The sequence below is a fragment of the Micromonospora sp. DH13 genome (genome assembly GCF_020873825.1).
Taxonomy (GTDB): domain Bacteria; phylum Actinomycetota; class Actinomycetes; order Mycobacteriales; family Micromonosporaceae; genus Micromonospora; species Micromonospora haikouensis.
The window spans coordinates 20294-37210 of the sequence record NZ_JAHWGR010000006.1 but is presented as its reverse complement, the minus strand read 5'-3'; the positions used below and the strand labels follow the sequence as shown (position 1 = coordinate 37210).

At 75.2% G+C, this 16917-nt stretch carries 17 protein-coding genes and 1 pseudogene; 7 read left to right on the top strand and 11 right to left on the bottom strand.

The annotated features are described in order from the left end of the window. Positions 1-81: 81 nt before the first annotated feature. The gene (locus tag LPA42_RS07825; RefSeq protein ID WP_077936523.1) at positions 82-1362 is read right to left on the bottom strand and encodes a glycosyltransferase 87 family protein; all 1281 of its coding nucleotides are present in this window, start codon (positions 1360-1362) and stop codon (positions 82-84) included. 67 nt (positions 1363-1429) lie between these two features. Between LPA42_RS07825 and orn the strand changes: the two genes are divergently transcribed. After that, positions 1430-2026 carry an oligoribonuclease gene (gene orn / locus LPA42_RS07820; protein WP_077936524.1) on the top strand — a complete coding sequence of 199 codons (597 nt, stop codon included), beginning with the start codon at positions 1430-1432 and terminating at the stop codon, positions 2024-2026. A gap of 31 nt (positions 2027-2057) precedes the next feature. On the opposite strand, the gene LPA42_RS07815 is transcribed toward orn, so the two are convergent. After that, the gene (locus LPA42_RS07815) at positions 2058-2252 is read right to left on the bottom strand and encodes a DNA repair protein (protein WP_077936536.1); all 195 of its coding nucleotides are present in this window, start codon (positions 2250-2252) and stop codon (positions 2058-2060) included. 234 nt (positions 2253-2486) lie between these two features. Between LPA42_RS07815 and LPA42_RS07810 the strand changes: the two are divergent. Then, positions 2487-3143 (top strand): annotated as a pseudogene (locus LPA42_RS07810) (GNAT family N-acetyltransferase); the annotation flags it as partial. A gap of 216 nt (positions 3144-3359) precedes the next feature. Here the strand turns inward: LPA42_RS07810 and LPA42_RS07805 are convergent. The 4 genes from LPA42_RS07805 to LPA42_RS07790 all read right to left on the bottom strand — a co-directional run bounded on the left by LPA42_RS07805 (position 3360) and on the right by LPA42_RS07790 (position 6767). Beyond that, on the bottom strand, positions 3360-4058 hold the full coding sequence (locus LPA42_RS07805) for a TetR family transcriptional regulator (protein ID WP_077936526.1): 699 nt from the start codon (positions 4056-4058) through the stop codon (positions 3360-3362). Continuing rightward, positions 4000-4512, bottom strand: coding sequence for a thiol-disulfide oxidoreductase DCC family protein (locus LPA42_RS07800; protein ID WP_077936527.1), 513 nt, complete (start codon positions 4510-4512; stop codon positions 4000-4002). The genes LPA42_RS07805 and LPA42_RS07800 overlap by 59 nt, the downstream gene beginning before the upstream one ends. Beyond that, complete coding sequence (locus LPA42_RS07795; RefSeq protein WP_077936528.1) at positions 4509-5090, bottom strand: hypothetical protein; 582 nt, start codon at positions 5088-5090, stop codon at positions 4509-4511. Before LPA42_RS07795 ends, LPA42_RS07800 begins: the two co-directional genes overlap by 4 nt. Positions 5091-5288: 198 nt before the next feature. Beyond that, positions 5289-6767 carry a glycoside hydrolase family 3 N-terminal domain-containing protein gene (locus LPA42_RS07790; protein WP_077936529.1) on the bottom strand — a complete coding sequence of 493 codons (1479 nt, stop codon included), beginning with the start codon at positions 6765-6767 and terminating at the stop codon, positions 5289-5291. 162 nt (positions 6768-6929) lie between these two features. Here LPA42_RS07790 and LPA42_RS07785 point away from each other — a divergent pair, with 162 nt between their 5' ends. Next, complete coding sequence (locus tag LPA42_RS07785; protein ID WP_043962217.1) at positions 6930-8105, top strand: ROK family transcriptional regulator; 1176 nt, start codon at positions 6930-6932, stop codon at positions 8103-8105. Between the two features lie 76 nt (positions 8106-8181). On the opposite strand, the gene LPA42_RS07780 is transcribed toward LPA42_RS07785, so the two are convergent. Together LPA42_RS07780 and LPA42_RS07775 are read right to left on the bottom strand one after the other, a co-directional pair. Beyond that, positions 8182-9189 carry an ABC transporter permease subunit gene (locus tag LPA42_RS07780; RefSeq protein ID WP_077936530.1) on the bottom strand — a complete coding sequence of 336 codons (1008 nt, stop codon included), beginning with the start codon at positions 9187-9189 and terminating at the stop codon, positions 8182-8184. Beyond that, a complete protein-coding gene (locus LPA42_RS07775; protein ID WP_077936531.1) occupies positions 9186-10121 on the bottom strand; it encodes an ABC transporter ATP-binding protein in 936 nt (311 codons plus the stop codon). Before LPA42_RS07775 ends, LPA42_RS07780 begins: the two co-directional genes overlap by 4 nt. A 124-nt stretch (positions 10122-10245) precedes the next feature. Between LPA42_RS07775 and LPA42_RS07770 the strand changes: the two genes are divergently transcribed. Together LPA42_RS07770 and LPA42_RS07765 are read left to right on the top strand one after the other, a co-directional pair. Continuing rightward, a complete protein-coding gene (locus tag LPA42_RS07770) occupies positions 10246-11088 on the top strand; it encodes an ABC transporter ATP-binding protein (RefSeq protein ID WP_077936532.1) in 843 nt (280 codons plus the stop codon). A 47-nt stretch (positions 11089-11135) separates the two neighbouring features. Next, a complete protein-coding gene (locus tag LPA42_RS07765) occupies positions 11136-12035 on the top strand; it encodes a ribokinase (protein ID WP_077936533.1) in 900 nt (299 codons plus the stop codon). Between the two features lie 35 nt (positions 12036-12070). Here the strand turns inward: LPA42_RS07765 and LPA42_RS07760 are convergent, their stop codons facing one another. From LPA42_RS07760 to LPA42_RS07750, 3 genes are all read right to left on the bottom strand, one after another. Next, positions 12071-12790: a hypothetical protein gene (locus LPA42_RS07760; protein WP_077936534.1), complete on the bottom strand. Its 720-nt coding sequence runs from the start codon at positions 12788-12790 to the stop codon at positions 12071-12073. Between the two features lie 38 nt (positions 12791-12828). Further along, complete coding sequence (locus LPA42_RS07755) at positions 12829-13311, bottom strand: DUF6232 family protein (RefSeq protein WP_077936535.1); 483 nt, start codon at positions 13309-13311, stop codon at positions 12829-12831. Positions 13312-13778: 467 nt separating this feature from the next. Next, positions 13779-14297, bottom strand: coding sequence for a DUF6232 family protein (locus LPA42_RS07750; RefSeq protein WP_077936537.1), 519 nt, complete (start codon positions 14295-14297; stop codon positions 13779-13781). Between the two features lie 98 nt (positions 14298-14395). On the opposite strand from LPA42_RS07750, the gene LPA42_RS07745 reads away from it, so the two are divergent. Together LPA42_RS07745 and LPA42_RS07740 are read left to right on the top strand one after the other, a co-directional pair. Beyond that, complete coding sequence (locus tag LPA42_RS07745) at positions 14396-15169, top strand: enoyl-CoA hydratase/isomerase family protein (protein WP_043962224.1); 774 nt, start codon at positions 14396-14398, stop codon at positions 15167-15169. A 70-nt stretch (positions 15170-15239) separates the two neighbouring features. Further along, positions 15240-16862: an acetolactate synthase gene (locus LPA42_RS07740; protein WP_077936538.1), complete on the top strand. Its 1623-nt coding sequence runs from the start codon at positions 15240-15242 to the stop codon at positions 16860-16862. The last annotated feature ends 55 nt before the right edge of the window (positions 16863-16917 follow it).

The following is a 16917-nucleotide window of genomic DNA, read 5'->3' as shown; positions in this document are numbered from 1 at the left end:
CGACACGGAGGGCCGCCTGCACCGGGGGATCGGTGCCACGGGGGATGCCCGAGGTATGGGTAAGATTAACCGGTAACGACGCTACTCGGGAGAAGTGTCCATTTGGCGCGATTTTTCGCCCTGGTGGGCGGACACCGGGGCGGGGCGCGCGACGGGCAGGGCCACCACCAGCAGCAGGCTCAGCAGCACGTACGTGTTGCGCGCCAGGAACTCACCGGGCGAGTCGGTGGGCACCGGGGCCACCCCCCAGTCGTGGAACGACACCACCCCGTAGACGATCAGCGCGCCGGTGCCGACGGCCAGGCCGGCCAGCCACCGTCGCCGCCGCGCCCCGGCCGGCGTCGTCGGGTCCGCGCCGAGCGCCGCGTCGGCCAGCAGCACCACCGCCGGCACGAACCAGTAGATGTGGTGGGTCCAGGTGATCGGGCTGACCAGCGCCCCGACCAGGCCGGTCAGCGTCAGGCCGGTCAGCGCGTCCCCGGCGCGGGCGGCCCGCCACAGCCCGTACCCGGCGACCAGCAGGGCCAGCGCCAGCCACAGCACCCGGCTCGGCTCGGCGGGCGCGGTGAGCCGGCTGAGCAGACCGAACAGCGACTGGTTGCCGGTGTAGTCGGTGCGTCCGACCCGGTCGGTCGCCCACAGTTCGTGGGTGAAGAACCGCCACGAGTCCGCCGGCGCCACGGCCGCGGCGAGCAGCGTGGCGCCGGCGGCGGTCGCCGAGGCCACGGCCGCGTCCCGCCACCGCCGGGTGGCCAGGAGGTAGACGATGAAGATGCCGGGATAGAGCTTCAGCGCGGTGGCCAGCCCGACGCCCACGCCCGCCCAGCGCCGCCCCTGCGGCACGGCGAAGAGCAGGTCGGCCAGGATCAGCACGACCAGCAGCATGTTGATCTGGCCGAAGGTGATCGTCTCCCGGGTGCTCTCCACGGCGAAGACCAGCAGCACCCCGACGGTGACGGTGAACACCCGGGGCAGCCCGTGCCGGGCGATGACCGGGGCGAGCAGCCACCGCGTGGTCGCCACCACGCCGAGCACGGTGAGCACCGTGAAGACCGCGATCGTCAGCCCCAGCGGCAGCAGCGCGAACGGGCGCAGCAGCAGCGCGCTCACCGGCGGGTAGGTGAAGTACAGCTCGCCCTGCACCCGGTCCGGCTGCACGTAGTCGTAGAGCGGGTGGCCGGCGGCCCACCAGTCCATCGCCCGCATGTAGATCTTGAGGTCGAGGAAGTCGTGCTTCAGGCCCGGCAGGTACAGCGCCGGCAGCACGGCCGCCAGCGCCAGCACCGTGACCAGCCGGCGGACCCGGCGGCCGCCCGGTTCGGCGACGGTCACGGAGGGTGGCGCGATCGGTTCAGCTGGCACGGGGAAACCCTAGCGGTCCATCCCGCGTACGGTGCCGAGGCGCGAGGGTGCGGGCTGCGCGTAGGCTGTGCCCGTGGCTGATCTTCTCGTCTGGATCGACTGTGAGATGACCGGGCTGGACCTCGGCAGGGACGCCCTGATCGAGGTCGCCGCGCTGGTCACCGATCCCGACCTCAACGTGCTCGGCGACGGGGTCGACGTGGTGATCCACGCCGACGAGGCGGCGCTGGCGGCGATGCCGGAGATCGTCCGGACCATGCACGGCAAGTCCGGGCTGACCGAGGAGGTCCGGCGCTCCACCGTGACCCTCGCCGAGGCCGAGGACCTGGTGCTCGACTACGTCACCAGCCACGTGAAGGACGCCCGCTCCGCGCCGCTGTGCGGCAACTCGATCGCCACCGACCGGGGCTTCATCGCCCGGGACATGCCGCGCCTCGACGCCCACCTGCACTACCGGATGATCGACGTCTCCTCCATCAAGGAACTGTGCCGGCGCTGGTATCCGCGGGTCTACTTCGGGCAGCCCAAGAAGGGGCTGGCCCACCGGGCGCTGGCCGACATCCGGGAGAGCATCCGCGAGCTGGAATACTACCGGCGGACGGTCTTCGTCCCGCTGCCCGGCCCGGACGTGGACAGCGCGAAGGCCATCGCCGCCCAGCTCTGAGCCCTCCCGGCCCGCGTCGGTCCGGGGCGGGTCAGCGGGCCGTGAGGCCGCGCCGGGTGGAGAGGCCGGCCGGCAGCCGGTTCAGCTCCGCCCAGGACAGCGCCGGCCGCACGCCGCGCACGTTGCGCGCCTCCCGGTACGCCGGCTGTGCCGGGAACCACCCGCGCGCACCCCGCCAGCGCCGCTCGGCGTCCTGCTCGTGTCGGTCCTCAGGCAGTTTCGGCATGACCATACCGTCCCAAATAAAGTTGTACATGTATGGAAATAGATATGACGTGGTCAAAGCGCCTCGGGTTCCCGCCGTCGGCGGCGTGACGACGCACCGTCGGCCGGCGGCGGGTCCGCCCGACGTCTACCCGTCCGCCCCGGGCCTCAACCAACCCGCGCACCATCGCGAGCCCACCGGCGTACCGTGATCATGGCGGCGCCCCCCGGCGGGCGCTGCGGAGGGAGGCGACCGGTGGGCGACCGGCGGCTGTACCTGCACCTGGTGACCTGGCTCGGGCAGTGGCCGCCGGGCCCGGGGCTGCACGTGGTCGGTTCGTACCGGCGTGACCTGCCCGCCTGGGACGGCCGGCTCCGCCCGGCGATCGCGGTCGGCGACGGGCGCGGCACGGTGCTCTCGGTCGCGCCCCGGCACGTCCCGGAGGTCCGGGCGCTCGCCGCCCGGTCGCAGCGGCGGTTGCTCGCCGGCCTGCCGGTCGCCGTCGCGCATCCCCGCTGGGTGTCCAACGACGACGTGTTCCGGTGGACCCTGGCACCGGCCCCGCTGCCGGAGGTGGGGGAGTGGATCGCGCCGACCGAGCCGGGGCTGCCCCGGTGGCTGGGGCTGTTCGACCGCGAGGTGCTGGTGGTGCGGGACGCCGACGGGCGGTACCTGGCGGGCGTGGCGATCAAGCGGCACGACGCGCACGGCCACGAGCTGGCCGTCGGCACCGTGCGGGCCGCCCGGGGCCGGGGGCTGGCCCGGCGGCTGGTGGCCCAGGCCGCCCGGCGGGTGCTCGACGAGGGGGCCGTGCCGACGTACCGGCACGACCCGGCCAACGGCGCGTCGGCGCGGGTGGCGGAGGCCGCCGGCTTCCCCGACCGGGGCTGGCGGTCGTACGGGGTCTATCCCCCGTGCGCGGGGCGGGGACCGGGGATCCGGGCCGGTTACAACGTTCCGCGCGGCCTCCCCCCAGGTCCTCCCTCGGCGCGACCGGTCGCTCCCGCCGGCCGCCGTCCCGCCCATGACGCTACGTAATGAGATCGGCGGTGGGCAAGGGTAGCCGGCGGGTCGGCGGTGTCGTCTAGTGGACTTGACCTGCGACTTGGTGTGGTGCCGGATCGCGCGTCAGTGACGCAGCGTGCGGATCAGGCTGATCGCCTGGCGGGTGGCCGGCCGCAGCACCCGCAGCCGGGACAGACCGACGAGGCGGTCGACCAGCGGCACCGCCCCGTCGACGAGCTGCCGGGTCTTCGCCTGCCCGGGGGAGCGGTCGTGCACCCAGTAGAGGATCACCCCCAGGTACGCCAGCCAGAGCAGCTCGGGCAGCTCCGGGCGCAGCTCGGGGTCGACCTTCGCGGTCGAGCCGTCGAGCACCTCGCGGAACAGCGCCACCGACGCCTGCCGGGGCGCGGCGGACTCGGCGGAGAACGGGCTCAGCGGCGACGTCGGCTCGGCCGCGGTCTTGAAGAACGTCCCGGCGAACTCGTGGTACGGGGTGAGCACGTCGATGCCGGCGTGCAGCACCCCGGCCAGCCGTTGCCCGAACTCGGTCTCCCGCGCCAGCACCGCCGCCGCGGCGGCCCGGTGCTCCACCTGCGTGCCCGCGTAGAACTCCTGGATCAGGTGGTCCTTGGAGCCGAAGTAGTAGTACGCGTTGCCGACCGCGACGCCCGCCTCCTGGGCGATGGCCCGCATGGTGGTGCGGGCGTAGCCGCGTTCACGGAACATCCGCAGCGCGGTGTCCAGGATCAGCCGCCGCGTCTGCTCACCCCGGACGGTCGCCGCCTCGCCCGCAGCGGTCGTCGGCGCAGTCTGCTCGGTCATCGTCGCCACCGTATCCCGGGTCGGGGCCGACCGATCCGTCCCACTCTTCGCGGACCAGCCCGCGGACCGACGAGGCGGCGGCCACCACCCGTCGGGCCAGCGGCATGAGGTGCGGCCGGGCCAGCCGTTCGGCCGTGGCCCGGTGGTCCGCCAGCGCCCACAGGCAGGCGAACCAGGCCCCGTCGCCCGCGTACACCTCGCCGGTGTCGGCCACCACGGTCAGGTCGCGCAGCGTGGCGTCGTGGTCGAGGCCGGGGAAGCGCCGTCGGGCCTCGACCGACCCGGCCGGCACGAACTCCAGGGGTACGAGCTGGGCGCGCGTGGCCAGCCAGCGCCGGGCGGCCCGGCACAGCGGGCAGTGCGCGTCGTAGAGGACGGTGAGGCCGCCGATCCCACCGCCCCCGTGTGCGGTGGGACCGGCGTCGCCCGCCGGAACGGGAGAGTGTCCGCTCATCGGGCCGGCGGGACCGGGCCGGCCCCCGTCGCGCCACCGTGCGGGGCGGCCGGGGGCCCGGCGGGGTGCGGGCCGGCAGGCTGCGGCACGTGCGGGCTGGCGGGGTGCGGCGCGTGTGGCGCGTGCGGGCCGGCGGGGTGCGGCATGTGTGGCGCGTGTGGCGCGTGCGGGCCCGGCTGGGCGGGCGGCGGGGCGAGCCGGGCGACGGGTGCCACCGGGGGGTGCGTGGCGAGCTGGCGCAGCCGGCCCCGGCGGTAGCGGCCGAGCGCGAACACGTTGAAGAAGTGCAGCGCGCCGAGCACCAGCAGCACCAGCCCCACCTTCAGGGACAGCTCCTCCATCGCCTGGCTGGTGCCGGTGACCGGGTCGCGGTGCCGCATCGCCACCGTCACGTAGCCGAGGTTGAGCAGGTAGAAGCCGACCACCAGGAGGCTGTTGACGGCGCGGGCCAGCCGCTCGTCGGCGAAGACCTCCTCCAGGAAGACCAGCCCGTTGCGGGACAGCGACCGCGCCACCCAGACGGTCAGGCCGATGCTGACCGCGAGGTAGACCAGGTACATCCAGACCTTGACGTCCATCCCGGCACCTTCCTTGAACACGTTCAAATTCAGGTCGCCCTCAGCGTAGGGCACAACTTGAACACGTTCAAGAGCGGGCCGTGGGGCCGATGATCGTCTGTCGGTTGGTGAGACGACACGCCGCGGCTTCTCTCGCGGAACAGCAGACGATCATGGCCGCCGCCCTGCCCCCGCCTGGTCCCGGCGGCGGTGGCTCGGTCAGGGGGTCAGGCCGAGGGCCTGTGCCGCGGCGCGCCCGTTGGCGTGGCTCGCGCCGTACGTGGTGACGAACGCGCGGGCACCCGCCGGCCGCCACCGCCCCGGCCAGCCCATCTCGACCACGACCACCGGGTGCACGGCGGTCAGCGCGTCCACCAGTGCCGCGCCGCCCGGCAGCCGGTGCAGGTGCCGGCCGACCAGCACGATCGGCCGCTCCCCGGCGCGGGCGCGCAGCGCATCCGCATCCGCCTCGGCGGCCACCACCCGGATCTCCTCCGCCCCGGTCAGGTGCGGGCCGAGGCCCCACGGCACCCGCCCCTGCGCGATGGTGGTCGCGGCGTCCAGCCGCACGACGAGGGGCCGGCCCAGCCCGGCGACGTCGCCCTCCACGCGGACGGCGCGCTGCGCGGCGGCGTACCCCAGGTCGGTGGGGGTGATTGGCGACGGGCCGGCGGCGCGGGTCCCGGCGGCGAGCGCGGCGGCCCGCGTTCCGGCGGCGAGCGCGGCGGCCCGGCCGGCGGCCTGTTCGACCCGGGCCCGGTCGAGCCGGCCGTCGCCGAGCGCGGCGACGATCTCGGCGGCGACCCGCTCGACCAGGCCGGCGTCGACCCGCGCGCCGATGCAGAGCAGGTCCGCCCCGGCGGCGAGCGCCAGGACGGCGGCCGGGCCGACGCCGCCGGCGGCCAGCGCCGCGCCCTTCATCTCCAGCGCGTCGGTGATCACCGCCCCGGTGAAGCCCAGCTCACGGCGGAGCAGGTCGACCAGGACCGCGCGGCTGAAGGTGGCCGGGCCGTCGCCGGTGAGCGCGGGCACCCGGATGTGCGCGGTCATGATCGACTTGACGCCGGCGTCGACGACCGCCGCGAACGGGGGCAGGTCGCGCTCGCGCAGCACCGCCGGGGACGCCTCCACGGTGGGCAGCTCGTGGTGGCTGTCGGCGACCGTCGCGCCGTGGCCGGGGAAGTGCTTGGCGCAGGCGGCCACGCCGGTCGACTGGAGGCCGGCGACGGCGGCGGCCGAGTGGGCGGCCACCCGGGCCGGGTCCGCGCCGAACGAGCGGGTGCCGATCACCGGGTTCTCGTCGGCGGTGTTCACGTCCACGGTCGGGGCGAGGTCAACGGTGATCCCCAGGGCGGCCAGCTCGGCGCCGATCGCCGCGTACACCCGCCCGGTCAGCGCCGGGTCGTCGACCGCGCCGAGGGCGGCGTTGCCCGGGTACGGGCTGCCGGTCGCGTGGGCGAGGCGGGTCACGTCCCCGCCCTCCTCGTCGATCGCGACCAGCACGTCGGGGCGGGCGGCGCGCAGCGCGGCCGTGCTCGCCGCCACCTGGGCCGGGTCGTGCACGTTCGTGCCGAACAGGGTGTGCCCGGCGAGCCCTTCGGCGACCAGGTCGACGGCCCAGCCGGGCGGGACCGGCCCCGGGTACGCGGCGAGCAGCGTGCCCAGCGCGAGCCGGCGCAGTCCAGGATCGGTCCCCACGGAGGTCTCCCCTCTGCCGTGCCCGGTCGGGCACGGTCGTCGTACCGGAGGCGTCGGCCGGTGCCGGGTCGTCCGAGTACCCAGGTTCGGGGTGGCCGTTACGCTACGGTCACCCGCGTGTCGGTTTGGTTAGCAAAGTTTACGAAAAATTGAGGACGTGGCATGAGTGCGACCCGGCTGCCCGGCACCCCCCGCCTGTTGCGGGCGCTCAACGACCGCGCGGCGCTGGAGCTGCTGCTGGAGCAGGGGCCGCTGACCCGGGCCCGGCTCGGCGAGCTGACCGGGCTGTCCAAGGTCACCGCCTCCCAGCTCGTCGAGCGGCTGGAGGAACGCGGCCTGGTCGCCCGGGTGGGCGAGCAGGCCGGCGGGCGGGGCCCGAACGCCCAGCTGTACGCCGTCCGGCCGGGCTCGGCGTACGTCGTCGGGGTGGACGTCGGCGCCGAACGGGTCGTGGCCGCCTGCGCGGACATCACCGGGGCGGTCGTCTCCCGGGTGGAGCAGTCCACCCGCGACACCGACGACCCGGTCGGGGTGGTGCACAACGCCGTCGTGCAGGCCGCGAGCGGCGCCGGCGCGGAGCTGTCCAGCGTGCGCCGGGTGGTGCTGGGCACCCCCGGCCTGGTCGACCCGGCCAGCGGCGACATCACGTTCGCGTTCAACCTGCCGCGCTGGCACCGGGGCCTGCTCGCCGCGCTGCGCGAGGACCTGGCCACGCCGGTGGTCTTCGAGAACGACGTCAACCTGGCCGCCGTGGCCGAGGCGCAGTCGGGGGCGGCCCGGGAGAACCGCGACTTCGTGCTGGTCTGGGTCGGCGCGGGCGTCGGCCTGGCGATCATGCTCGGCGGCCGGCTGCACCACGGCAGCAGCGGCGCGGCCGGCGAGATCGGCTACCTGCCGGTGCCCGGCGTGCCCATCCCGCGCGACGTGTCGCGCCGCGCCAAGCCGGCCTTCCAGCAGCTCGCCGGGGCGGACGCGGTGCTCGCGGTGGCCCGGGAGCACGGGCTGCCCGCCGACTCGGCGGCCGACGCGGTGCGCGCGGCCATCGCCGCCGGCACCGCAGGCGGCCCGCTGCTCGACGAGCTGGCCCGCCGGCTGGCCCTGGGCGTGGCGAGCACCTGCGTGGTGCTCGACCCGCCACTGGTGGTGCTCGCGGGCGAGGTCGGTCAGGCCGGCGGGGCGGCGCTCGCCGAGCGGGTGCAGCACGAGGTGGCCGCGATCACCCTGGTGCGCCCCCGGGTGGTGCCGACCGGGCTGACCGAGGAGCCGATCCTGCACGGTGCCCTGCGCACGGCCCTGGACGCGGTGCGCGACGAGGTCTTCGGCAGCACCGTGGGCTGACCCCGCGCGGCTCATGTGAAGGAATTCTTCACCACCGCGCGGGGTGCTGCAAGGTGTTGCCTGGCCTTGCGGCAGCTCAGCTGAGGTCGCGGCGGCGGAACGCGCCGAACGCCGCCATGGTCAGCACGCCGACGAGCGTCAGCAGCACCGCCAGCCCGAGCCCCCACCCGATCTGGTAGTTGCCGTCGCAGTAGCCGCTCACCCCCCGACAGGCGGTCGCGTCGGAGAGCCGGGCCTCGCCCGTCAGCCACGCGTCGAGATACGTGGAGAGCATCCAGTCCTCGCCGCGCGGCAGGCCCACCACCTCCACCACCACCCGCAGGCCCAGCTCCCACACCACCGCGTACGCGGTCACCGCGCCGAGCGCGGCGGCCGTCCGCCGGCCCAGCGTGGCCAGGGCGAAGCCGGCCGCCGCGGCGAGCAGCACCAGCACCAGCCCGCGCAGCCAGATCAGCCCCAGCCCAGGCCAGAAGTCGCCGCCCGTCGCCCCGGGCAGCCCGGCGCCCTGCCCGATCAGCCAGAACACCCCCAGGTACGCCGCCGAGGCCAGCACCGACAGCAGCGTCAGCGCCCCCAGCAGGGTGCCCAGCTTCGCGCCGAGCACGGCGAGCCGCCGGGGCCGCCAGATCAGCAGGTTCACCACCCCGCCGGTGGACAGGTCCGCCCCGATGTACGACGCCCCCACCAGGAACCCGAACAGCACCAGGAACGCGACGAGGAAGTAGAGCAGCGGCCGGGCCTGGTCGGCGAAGGTGAACACCCCCTGCAGATGGTCGGCGGCCACGGGCAGCCGGTCGCGCTGGCCCGGATCGAACACCGAGCAGTTCGGCGGGTAGTCCTGGGCCTCCTCCGGCGGCAGCGTCCCGCGTACGGCCGCCAGGCACTGCTGGAACGTGTCCTCCAGCGCCTGCCGCTGCTGCGCCGCCGACTGCTGCGCCGCGACGATCTCGTCCGGCGACGGCCGGTGCGAACCCACCAGCGTGGTCACCGCCGTGACCGCGAACGCCAGCACCAGCAGCACCAGCATGAGTCGCACGAAGCGGCGGGTGGCCAGCCGCTCCCACTCGGCCCGGACCAGGTTCACGCCCCCGCCTCCTCGTCCCGCACGCCGCCGTCGGTCAACTCCAGGAAGACACTCTCCAGGTCCGGCCGCAGCGGGACCAGTTCGCGTACCCACAGCCCCTGCTCGCCGAGCAGCCGGCTGACCTCGCCGGCGTCGGACACCCCGCCGACCACCAGGTGCTCGGGGCGCTCGTCCACCGCCAGGCCGGCGGCGCGCAGCAGCTCCGCCGCCCGGTCGGGCTCCGGCACGCGGACCAGCCACTCGTGCTGGTCGTGGCCGGCCAGCACCTCCGCGACCGGGCCGGCGGCCACCCGCCGCCCCGCCGAGACGATCGTCACGTGGTCGCAGATCAGCTGGATCTCGCCGAGGATGTGGCTGGACAGCAGGACGGTCACCCCCGCGTCGGCCAGCGACCGCATCAGGTCCCGCATCTCCCGGATGCCGGCCGGGTCCAGCCCGTTCGCCGGCTCGTCGAGGATCAGCAGCTCCGGCTCCTTGAGCAGCGCCGAGGCCACCGCGAGCCGCTGCCGCATGCCCAGCGAGTAGCCCCGCACGTCGTCCTCGCCCCGGTCGAGCAGCCCCACCTGTGCCAGCACCTCGTCGACCCGCCGGGTCGGCACCCCACCGGCCAGGGCGAGCAGCCGCAGCGTGCGGTGCCCGGTGAAGTTGCCGAAGAACTGCGGGGTCTCCACGATCGCGCCGACCCGGGCGGCCACCCGCGCCTGCGCGCGCGGGACGTCCTCGCCGAACAGCCGCATCCGGCCGGAGTCGGCCCGGACCAGGCCGAGCAGGGCGCGCAGCGTGGTGGTCTTGCCCGAGCCGTTCGGCCCGAGGAAGCCGTGGATCTCACCCCGCCCCACCAGCAGGTCGAAGCCGTCCACGGCGACGTGCCGACTCCGGTACGGGCCGTGGAACGTCTTGCGCAGCCCCTCGATCTCGATGACCGCGCTCATCCGATGTGCTCCCGGTGTGACATCCGCGTCTCCCCCGTGCGGTGACCAACGACACGGCGCCCCACCCTAGGGTGTGGACGCTGCCCGTGGGGGGCGGTGCGGCGGTGCGTGGTTGGATGGGCGGGTGACTGGTGACCTGATCCCCGGCGCCCCGGGCGCCGCCCCCGCCGCCACCCCCGTGGACGCGGATCTGGTGGTCAGCCTGGACGGTGTCGGCGTACGCCGGTCCGGCACCGCGCTGCTGCACGACGTGCACTGGCGGGTCGAGCTGGACGAACGCTGGGTCGTGCTGGGCCCGAACGGTGCCGGGAAGACCACGCTGCTGAACCTGGCCGCCGGCCGGCTGCACCCGACGACCGGCGTCGCCCACGTGCTGGGGGAGCGCATCGGCCGCACCGACGTCAACGAGCTGCGGATGCGCATCGGCCTGTCCACCGCCGCCCTCGCCGGGCAGGTGCCCGCCGAGGAACGGGTCGCCGACGTGGTGGTCACCGCCGCCTGGTCGGTGGTCGGGCGCTGGCGGGAGAGCTACGACCCGGGCGACGAGGCGCGGGCCCGCGCCCTGCTCGGTCAGCTCGGCGTCGGGCACCTCGCCGACCGCCCCTTCGGCACCCTGTCCGAGGGGGAGCGCAAGCGCGTGCAGATCGCCCGCGCGCTGATGACCGACCCCGAGCTGCTGCTGCTCGACGAGCCCGCCGCCGGGCTCGACCTGGGCGGGCGCGAGGACCTGGTGGCCCGGCTGGCCGAGCTGGCGTACGACCCGGACGCCCCGGCGCTGGTCCTGGTCACCCACCACGTCGAGGAGATCCCGCCCGGGTTCACCCACGCGTTGCTGCTGCGCGAGGGCGCCGTGGTGGCCCAGGGGCTGCTCGGCGACACCCTCACCGCCGACAATCTCGCCAAGACCTTCGGCCTGCCGCTGACGGTCGAGCGGCACGGCGCCCGCTGGACGGCCCGCGCCGCCTGAGTCGCGAGTTGGGCGCAACCGGAGCGGCCGGAGCAAGGGAGGCAACCGTGCGGCAGACCCGCGTCGCCGTCGTGGGCAGCGCCAACATGGACCTGGTGGCCACCGCCGGGGCCCTGCCCCGCCCCGGCGAGACGGTGCTCGGCAGCGACTTCGTCATGGTGCCCGGCGGCAAGGGGGCCAACCAGGCGGTCGCCGCCGTGCGGGCCGGGGCGTCCTGCGCCTTCCTCGGCGCGATCGGCTCGGACGCGTTCGGGGTGACCCTGCGCGCCCGGATCACGGCGGCCGGCGTCGACACGGCCCACCTCCGGGTGGTCTACGGGGCGTCCGGCGTCGCCCTGGTGATGGTCAGCGCCGACGGCGAGAACGCCATCCTGGTCACCCCCGGGGCGAACGCCGCGTTCACCGGCCTCACCGAGGGCGAGCTGACCGCCGTACGCGACGCGGACGTCCTGGTCGCCCAGCTGGAGATCCCGGTGGCGACGGTGACGGAGGCCGCGCTGGCCGCCCGGGCCGCCGGCACCCGGGTGATCCTCAACGCCGCGCCCGCCCGGCATGTGCCGGCCGAGCTGCTCGACGCCGTGGACCTGTTGGTGGTCAACGAGAACGAGGCGCGGACGCTCACCGGTGCCGGGCGCGACGATCCGGGTGCCCTGCTCGCGCTGGTGCCCCGCGCGGTGCTGACCCTCGGCGGCGAGGGCGCCTGGTACGTCGAGCGCGACGCCGCGCCGGTGCACGTCCCGGCGGTGCGGGTCGACGTGGTCGACTCGACCGCCGCCGGGGACGCGTTCACGGCCGCGCTCGCGGTGGCCTGGGGCGAGGGGCGGGACCTGCGGGCGGCAGTGCACTGGGCGGCGGCGGCCGGCGCAGCCTGCGTACGCCGGCTGGGCGCGTCCGTGGCCCTGCCCAGCCGGGCCGAGATCGACCAGCTCTACGCCCCGCCGGCCTGAGCTGACCGCCCGGCCGGTTCACCCGCCGGGGCGACTCACTCGTCGGTCAGCTTCTCGCCCCGGCGGCGGAGCATGCCGAGGCCGGGGATGCCGGCCACGGCGAGCTTCAGGTCCCGGGTGACGTCGAGCAGGTCGTGCAGGTCGGGGCCCACCCGGTCCAGCGTCGCCAGGATCGGCAGGATGTCGGCGGTCAGGTGCTCCTTGAGTTTGGGCAGCTCGTCGACGAGGCGGATGGCCGCGGTCACCTCCTCGTGGCTGAGCTGCTCGACGAACCGGGTCGCCATCGGCGCGCCCCGACGTAGCGCCGGCTCGTACGCGGCCAGCAGCTCGGCGGCGGTGCCGGCCGCCTCGGCGGCGGCGGTCACGGTCCCCGCGGCGCGGTGGGCCACCGCGTCGGCCTCGGCGACCACCGTGCCGGCGGCGGCGGAGACCCGCTCGGCCTCGCCGACGACCACGGCCGCGGCGGCGGCGACCTCGGTGGCGGTGTCGATCGCGGTGGTCGCGGCGGCGCTGATCACGGCGACCTCCCGGACGGCGCTCTCGGCGTCGTCGAGCACCCGGTCGGTGCGGTCCAGCGTCCCCTCGATCCGGTCCACCACCCCGTTGATCCGGTGCAGCAGCGCCTCCACCCCGTCCAGCACCGCGAAGGCGCGGGCCGGGACGGCGGCGAACGAGGCGGCCGAGCCGAGCGCCTGGTCGAGGGCGGTGCGGGTGAGGCCGACGACGGCGGACGGCCGGGGGAGGGGAATCACCATGCCTCCCAGTGTGCGTCGGACGGACCAGCGCCGCCCGGTCAGCCCCTTTCGCCCTGCTGCTCCACGGCCCGCTGCACGGCGCGGTAGATCTGCCCGAACCGCAGCGCGTCCGGCGTGCTCAGCAACATCACCTCCCGCCCGTGGTGCTGCACCCACAGCTCGTTGACCCGGTTGCCGCGCTCGTACGAGCGGTCCAGCCAGCCGAGCGGCAGCTCCAGGAACGGGACCAGGGCCAGCGCACCGACCGCGCAGGCGGCCAGGATGATCAGGGCGAGGGTCCAGTTGCCCCGGTCCTGCGCCGACCAGGCGAGCGACACCACGCAGACCAGCGCCACCAGCGGCGGCAGCGACAGCAGAAGCACCAGCACGCCCCGGCCGATCACCCGGCCGCGGACGGCGAGGGTGGTGCGCCCGCGCGCGTGCCAGACGTACGTGACGTCGGCGAGCGCGATGGTGTGGCCACCTACCCGGATCGACTCGGAGGTCACCTGCACCGCGTCGTCCTGGTAATAGATGGCCATCACCAAGCCTAACCGCCGCCGGGCGCGCTCGCCCAGCCCGGCGAGGGACGTTCGGGTCCTAGGGAGCTGAGTCATCTACGACATCGCCCGCCCCGGGCACGGCATCCCTCCCCGGTCGGACACCGCACCGCACTGCACCACGCAGCACCGCACGGCAAAGCCCCGCCCCACGCAGCACCGCCCCGCGCAGCCCCGCCCCGCGCAGCACCCGCCCCACGCAGCACCGCCCCGCACGCCACCGCCCTGCACCGCACCGCACCGCGCCCACGGCACCGCACCACACAACGCCGCACAGCACCGCCCGCCCCGGGGCCTGATCCATCCACAACATCAGCTTGCTAGTCGGGCTGAAGCCCCTGCTGGGGGCCCGGGGCGGCGCGGGAGCCGCCTCCCCCGGCCGGCGGAGGTGCGGCGCGGGCCGGGGTGGGACCGCGCGGGGTAGGGCGGGGTGGGGTCCGCGCCGGGCGCTACGGCCTGACGGCGTTCCCCGGCGGGCGGCCGCCGGTCCGACCGGACCGCTCCGCCTGCCCTGCCGGGCCGGCCTCCACCGCCCGCTGCACCGCCCGGTAGATCTGCCCGAAGCGCAGCGCGTCGCCCGTGCACACCAGCCGCACCGGCTGGCCCCGCCAGCGGGCCCACAGCTCCAACTGGCGGCTGCCCCGGGCGTACGAGCGGTCCAGGTGCTCGAAGAGGAAGTCGGCGACCGGCCCGACGGCGAGCCCGACCAGCACGGAGGCTCCCACGATGGCGATCGTGACGGTCAGCGAGCGGTGCAGCCACAGCGCGAGCGCCACCCCCAGCGCGGCGGCGACCAGCGGGCCGGCGAGCGCCGCGCCGATCGCGCCCCGGCCGGCGAGCACCCGCCAGGACCGGCTGCCGCGCAGGTGCCAGACCATGCTGATCTCGGCGAGCGGGTACGTCCGGCCGTCCACCCGCACGGAAGTGGAGGTGACCTGCACCGACCTGTCGTCGTAGTACGTGACCATGGCGGACTCCGGTGGGCGGGGCGGACATCAGACTATCTGCCCCAACGATCCGGGCCGTAAGGTTGGCACGCGACTTCGACGAGGAAGTGAGGGCAAGTGTGAGCGAGTTCGTGCGGCTGGAGACCAAGGACGGCATCGGCACCATCCGGTTGGACCGGCCGCCGATGAACGCGCTGAACAAGCAGGTCCAGGAGGAGTTGCGCGCCGCCGCGGCGGAGGCCACCGCCGACCCCGAGGTCCGCGCCGTCATCGTGTACGGCGGCGAGAAGGTCTTCGCGGCCGGCGCGGATATCAAGGAGATGGCCGTCATGTCCTACGTGGACATGGCGGAGCGGGCGGCGGACCTGTCCAGCGCGCTCGGCGCGTTCGCCCGGATCCCCAAGCCGGTGGTCGCCGCGATCACCGGGTACGCCCTCGGCGGCGGCTGCGAGCTGGCCCTCGCATGCGACTGGCGGGTGGTGGCCGAGGACGCGAAGCTCGGCCAGCCGGAGATCAAGCTGGGGGTCATCCCCGGCGCGGGCGGCACCCAGCGGCTGGCCCGGCTCGTCGGCCCGGCCCGCGCGAAGGACCTGATCATGTCGGGCCGGATGGTGGACGCCCAGGAGGCGCTGCGGATCGGCCTGGCCGACCGGGTCGTGCCGGCCGCCGACGTGTACGCCGCCGCCGTCGAGCTGGTCACCCCGTACCTGAACGGGCCGGTGCAGGCGCTGCGGGCGGCGAAGCTGGCGGTCGACGCCGGCCTGGACATGGACCTCACCTCGGGCCTGGCCTGGGAGACCCAGCTCTTCGCGGCGCTGTTCGCCACCGACGACCGGCGCGAGGGCATGGCCGCCTTCGTCGAGAAGCGGAAGCCCGACTTCACCGGCCGCTGACCCGAGCCCGGTTCACATTCCGCCTACCGGCCAGTAGCGTGTGACTCCGGCCACGGCGAGGGGAGCGGCGATGACGGAGCGGGTCGAGGGTCACGGCGGACAGTTGGCGCTCGCGGCGCTGCGCGCGCACGGCGTACGCGAGATGTTCACCCTCTCCGGCGGGCACGTCTTCCCGCTCTACGACGCGGCGCACACCGCCGGCTTTCCGCTCTACGACGTGCGGCACGAGCAGTCTGCGGTGTTCGCGGCCGAGGCGGTGGCCAAGCTCAACCGCCGCCCCGGCCTCGCCGTGCTCACCGCCGGCCCCGGCGTCACCAACGGTGTCTCCGGGCTGACCAGCGCCTTCTTCAACGCCTCGCCGGTGCTGGTGCTCGGCGGCCGGGCCCCGCAGTTCCGCTGGGGCTCCGGCAGCCTCCAGGAGATGGACCACCTGCCGCTGGTCGCCCCCGTCACCAAGCACGCCGAGACGGTGTTCGGCGCCGACGACATCCCGCGCGCGGTCAGCGCGGCACTGACCACCGCGCTCACCCCGCACCGGGGCCCGGTCTTCCTCGACTTCCCGCTGGAGGCGATCTTCTCCGTCGGCGACGCCGAGCTGCCCGAGGCGGTCGCGCCCGCCCCGATCGAGGCCGACCCGGAGGAGGTGGCCCGGGCCGCCGGGCTGATCGCCGCCGCCCACCGCCCGGTGATCATCGCCGGCTCCGACGTGTACGCCGGGGACGCCGTCGACGCCCTGCGCGCCGCCGCCGAGGCGCTGCGGGTGCCCGTGTTCACCAACGGGATGGGGCGCGGCGCGCTGCCCCCGTCGCATCCGCTGGCCTTCGCCAAGGCCCGCCGGGTCGCCCTGTCCGGTGCCGACGTCGTCGTCGTGGTCGGCACCCCGCTGGACTTCCGGCTCGCCTTCGGCGACTTCGGCGACGCCCGGGTGGTGCACGTGGTGGACGCGCCCAGCCAGCGGGCCACCCACGTCACCCCGGCCGCCTCGCCCGCCGGTGACCTGCGGCTGATCCTCACCGCGTTCGCCGAGCACCCCGGCGACCGGGCCGACCACGACGACTGGGTCGCGCGGCTGCGCGAGGCCGAGGACGCCGCGAAAGCCCGCGACGCCGAGGCGATGGCGGCCGAGACCGACCCGATCCGCCCGGCCCGCGTCTACGGCGAGCTGCGCCGGGTGCTCGCCCCCGACGCCATCACCATCGGCGACGGCGGCGACTTCGTCTCGTACGCGGGGAAATACCTGGAGCCCGCGCAGCCCGGCACCTGGCTCGACCCGGGCCCGTACGGCTGCCTCGGCACCGGCATGGGCTACGCGATGGGGGCCCGGGTCAGCCACCCCGACCGGCAGGTCTGCGTGCTGATGGGCGACGGCGCGGCCGGCTTCTCGCTGATGGACGTGGAGTCCCTGGTGCGCCAGAAGCTCCCCGTCGTGATCGTGGTCGGCAACAACGGCATCTGGGGGCTGGAGAAGCACCCGATGCGCGCCATGTACGGCTACGACGTCGCCGCCGACCTCCAGCCCGGCCTGCGCTACGACAAGGTCGTCGAGGCCCTCGGCGGGGCGGGCGAGACGGTGGAGAAGGCCGGCGACCTCGCCCCGGCCCTGGAGCGGGCCTTCGCCTCGGGCGTGCCGTACCTGGTCAACGTGCTCACCGACCCGGCCGACGCGTACCCCCGCTCGTCGAACCTGGCCTGAGCGCCACCGCTTAATTCGGGGGACTCCCGGCGTCTGTCGTCGTAACGTCAGCCGA

Coding starts and splice junctions, on each gene's coding strand:
- LPA42_RS07750 (WP_077936537.1), bottom strand. CDS start 14,297: ATGGTCACGTACTACGACGACAGGTCGGTGCAGGTCACCTCCACTTCC.
- LPA42_RS07805 (WP_077936526.1), bottom strand. CDS start 4,058: ATGACCGAGCAGACTGCGCCGACGACCGCTGCGGGCGAGGCGGCGACC.
- LPA42_RS07775 (WP_077936531.1), bottom strand. CDS start 10,121: ATGAGCGCGGTCATCGAGATCGAGGGGCTGCGCAAGACGTTCCACGGC.
- LPA42_RS07800 (WP_077936527.1), bottom strand. CDS start 4,512: ATGAGCGGACACTCTCCCGTTCCGGCGGGCGACGCCGGTCCCACCGCA.
- LPA42_RS07795 (WP_077936528.1), bottom strand. CDS start 5,090: ATGGACGTCAAGGTCTGGATGTACCTGGTCTACCTCGCGGTCAGCATC.
- LPA42_RS07785 (WP_043962217.1), top strand. CDS start 6,930: ATGAGTGCGACCCGGCTGCCCGGCACCCCCCGCCTGTTGCGGGCGCTC.
- LPA42_RS07815 (WP_077936536.1), bottom strand. CDS start 2,252: ATGCCGAAACTGCCTGAGGACCGACACGAGCAGGACGCCGAGCGGCGC.
- LPA42_RS07740 (WP_077936538.1), top strand. CDS start 15,240: ATGACGGAGCGGGTCGAGGGTCACGGCGGACAGTTGGCGCTCGCGGCG.
- LPA42_RS07760 (WP_077936534.1), bottom strand. CDS start 12,790: ATGGTGATTCCCCTCCCCCGGCCGTCCGCCGTCGTCGGCCTCACCCGC.
- LPA42_RS07755 (WP_077936535.1), bottom strand. CDS start 13,311: ATGGCCATCTATTACCAGGACGACGCGGTGCAGGTGACCTCCGAGTCG.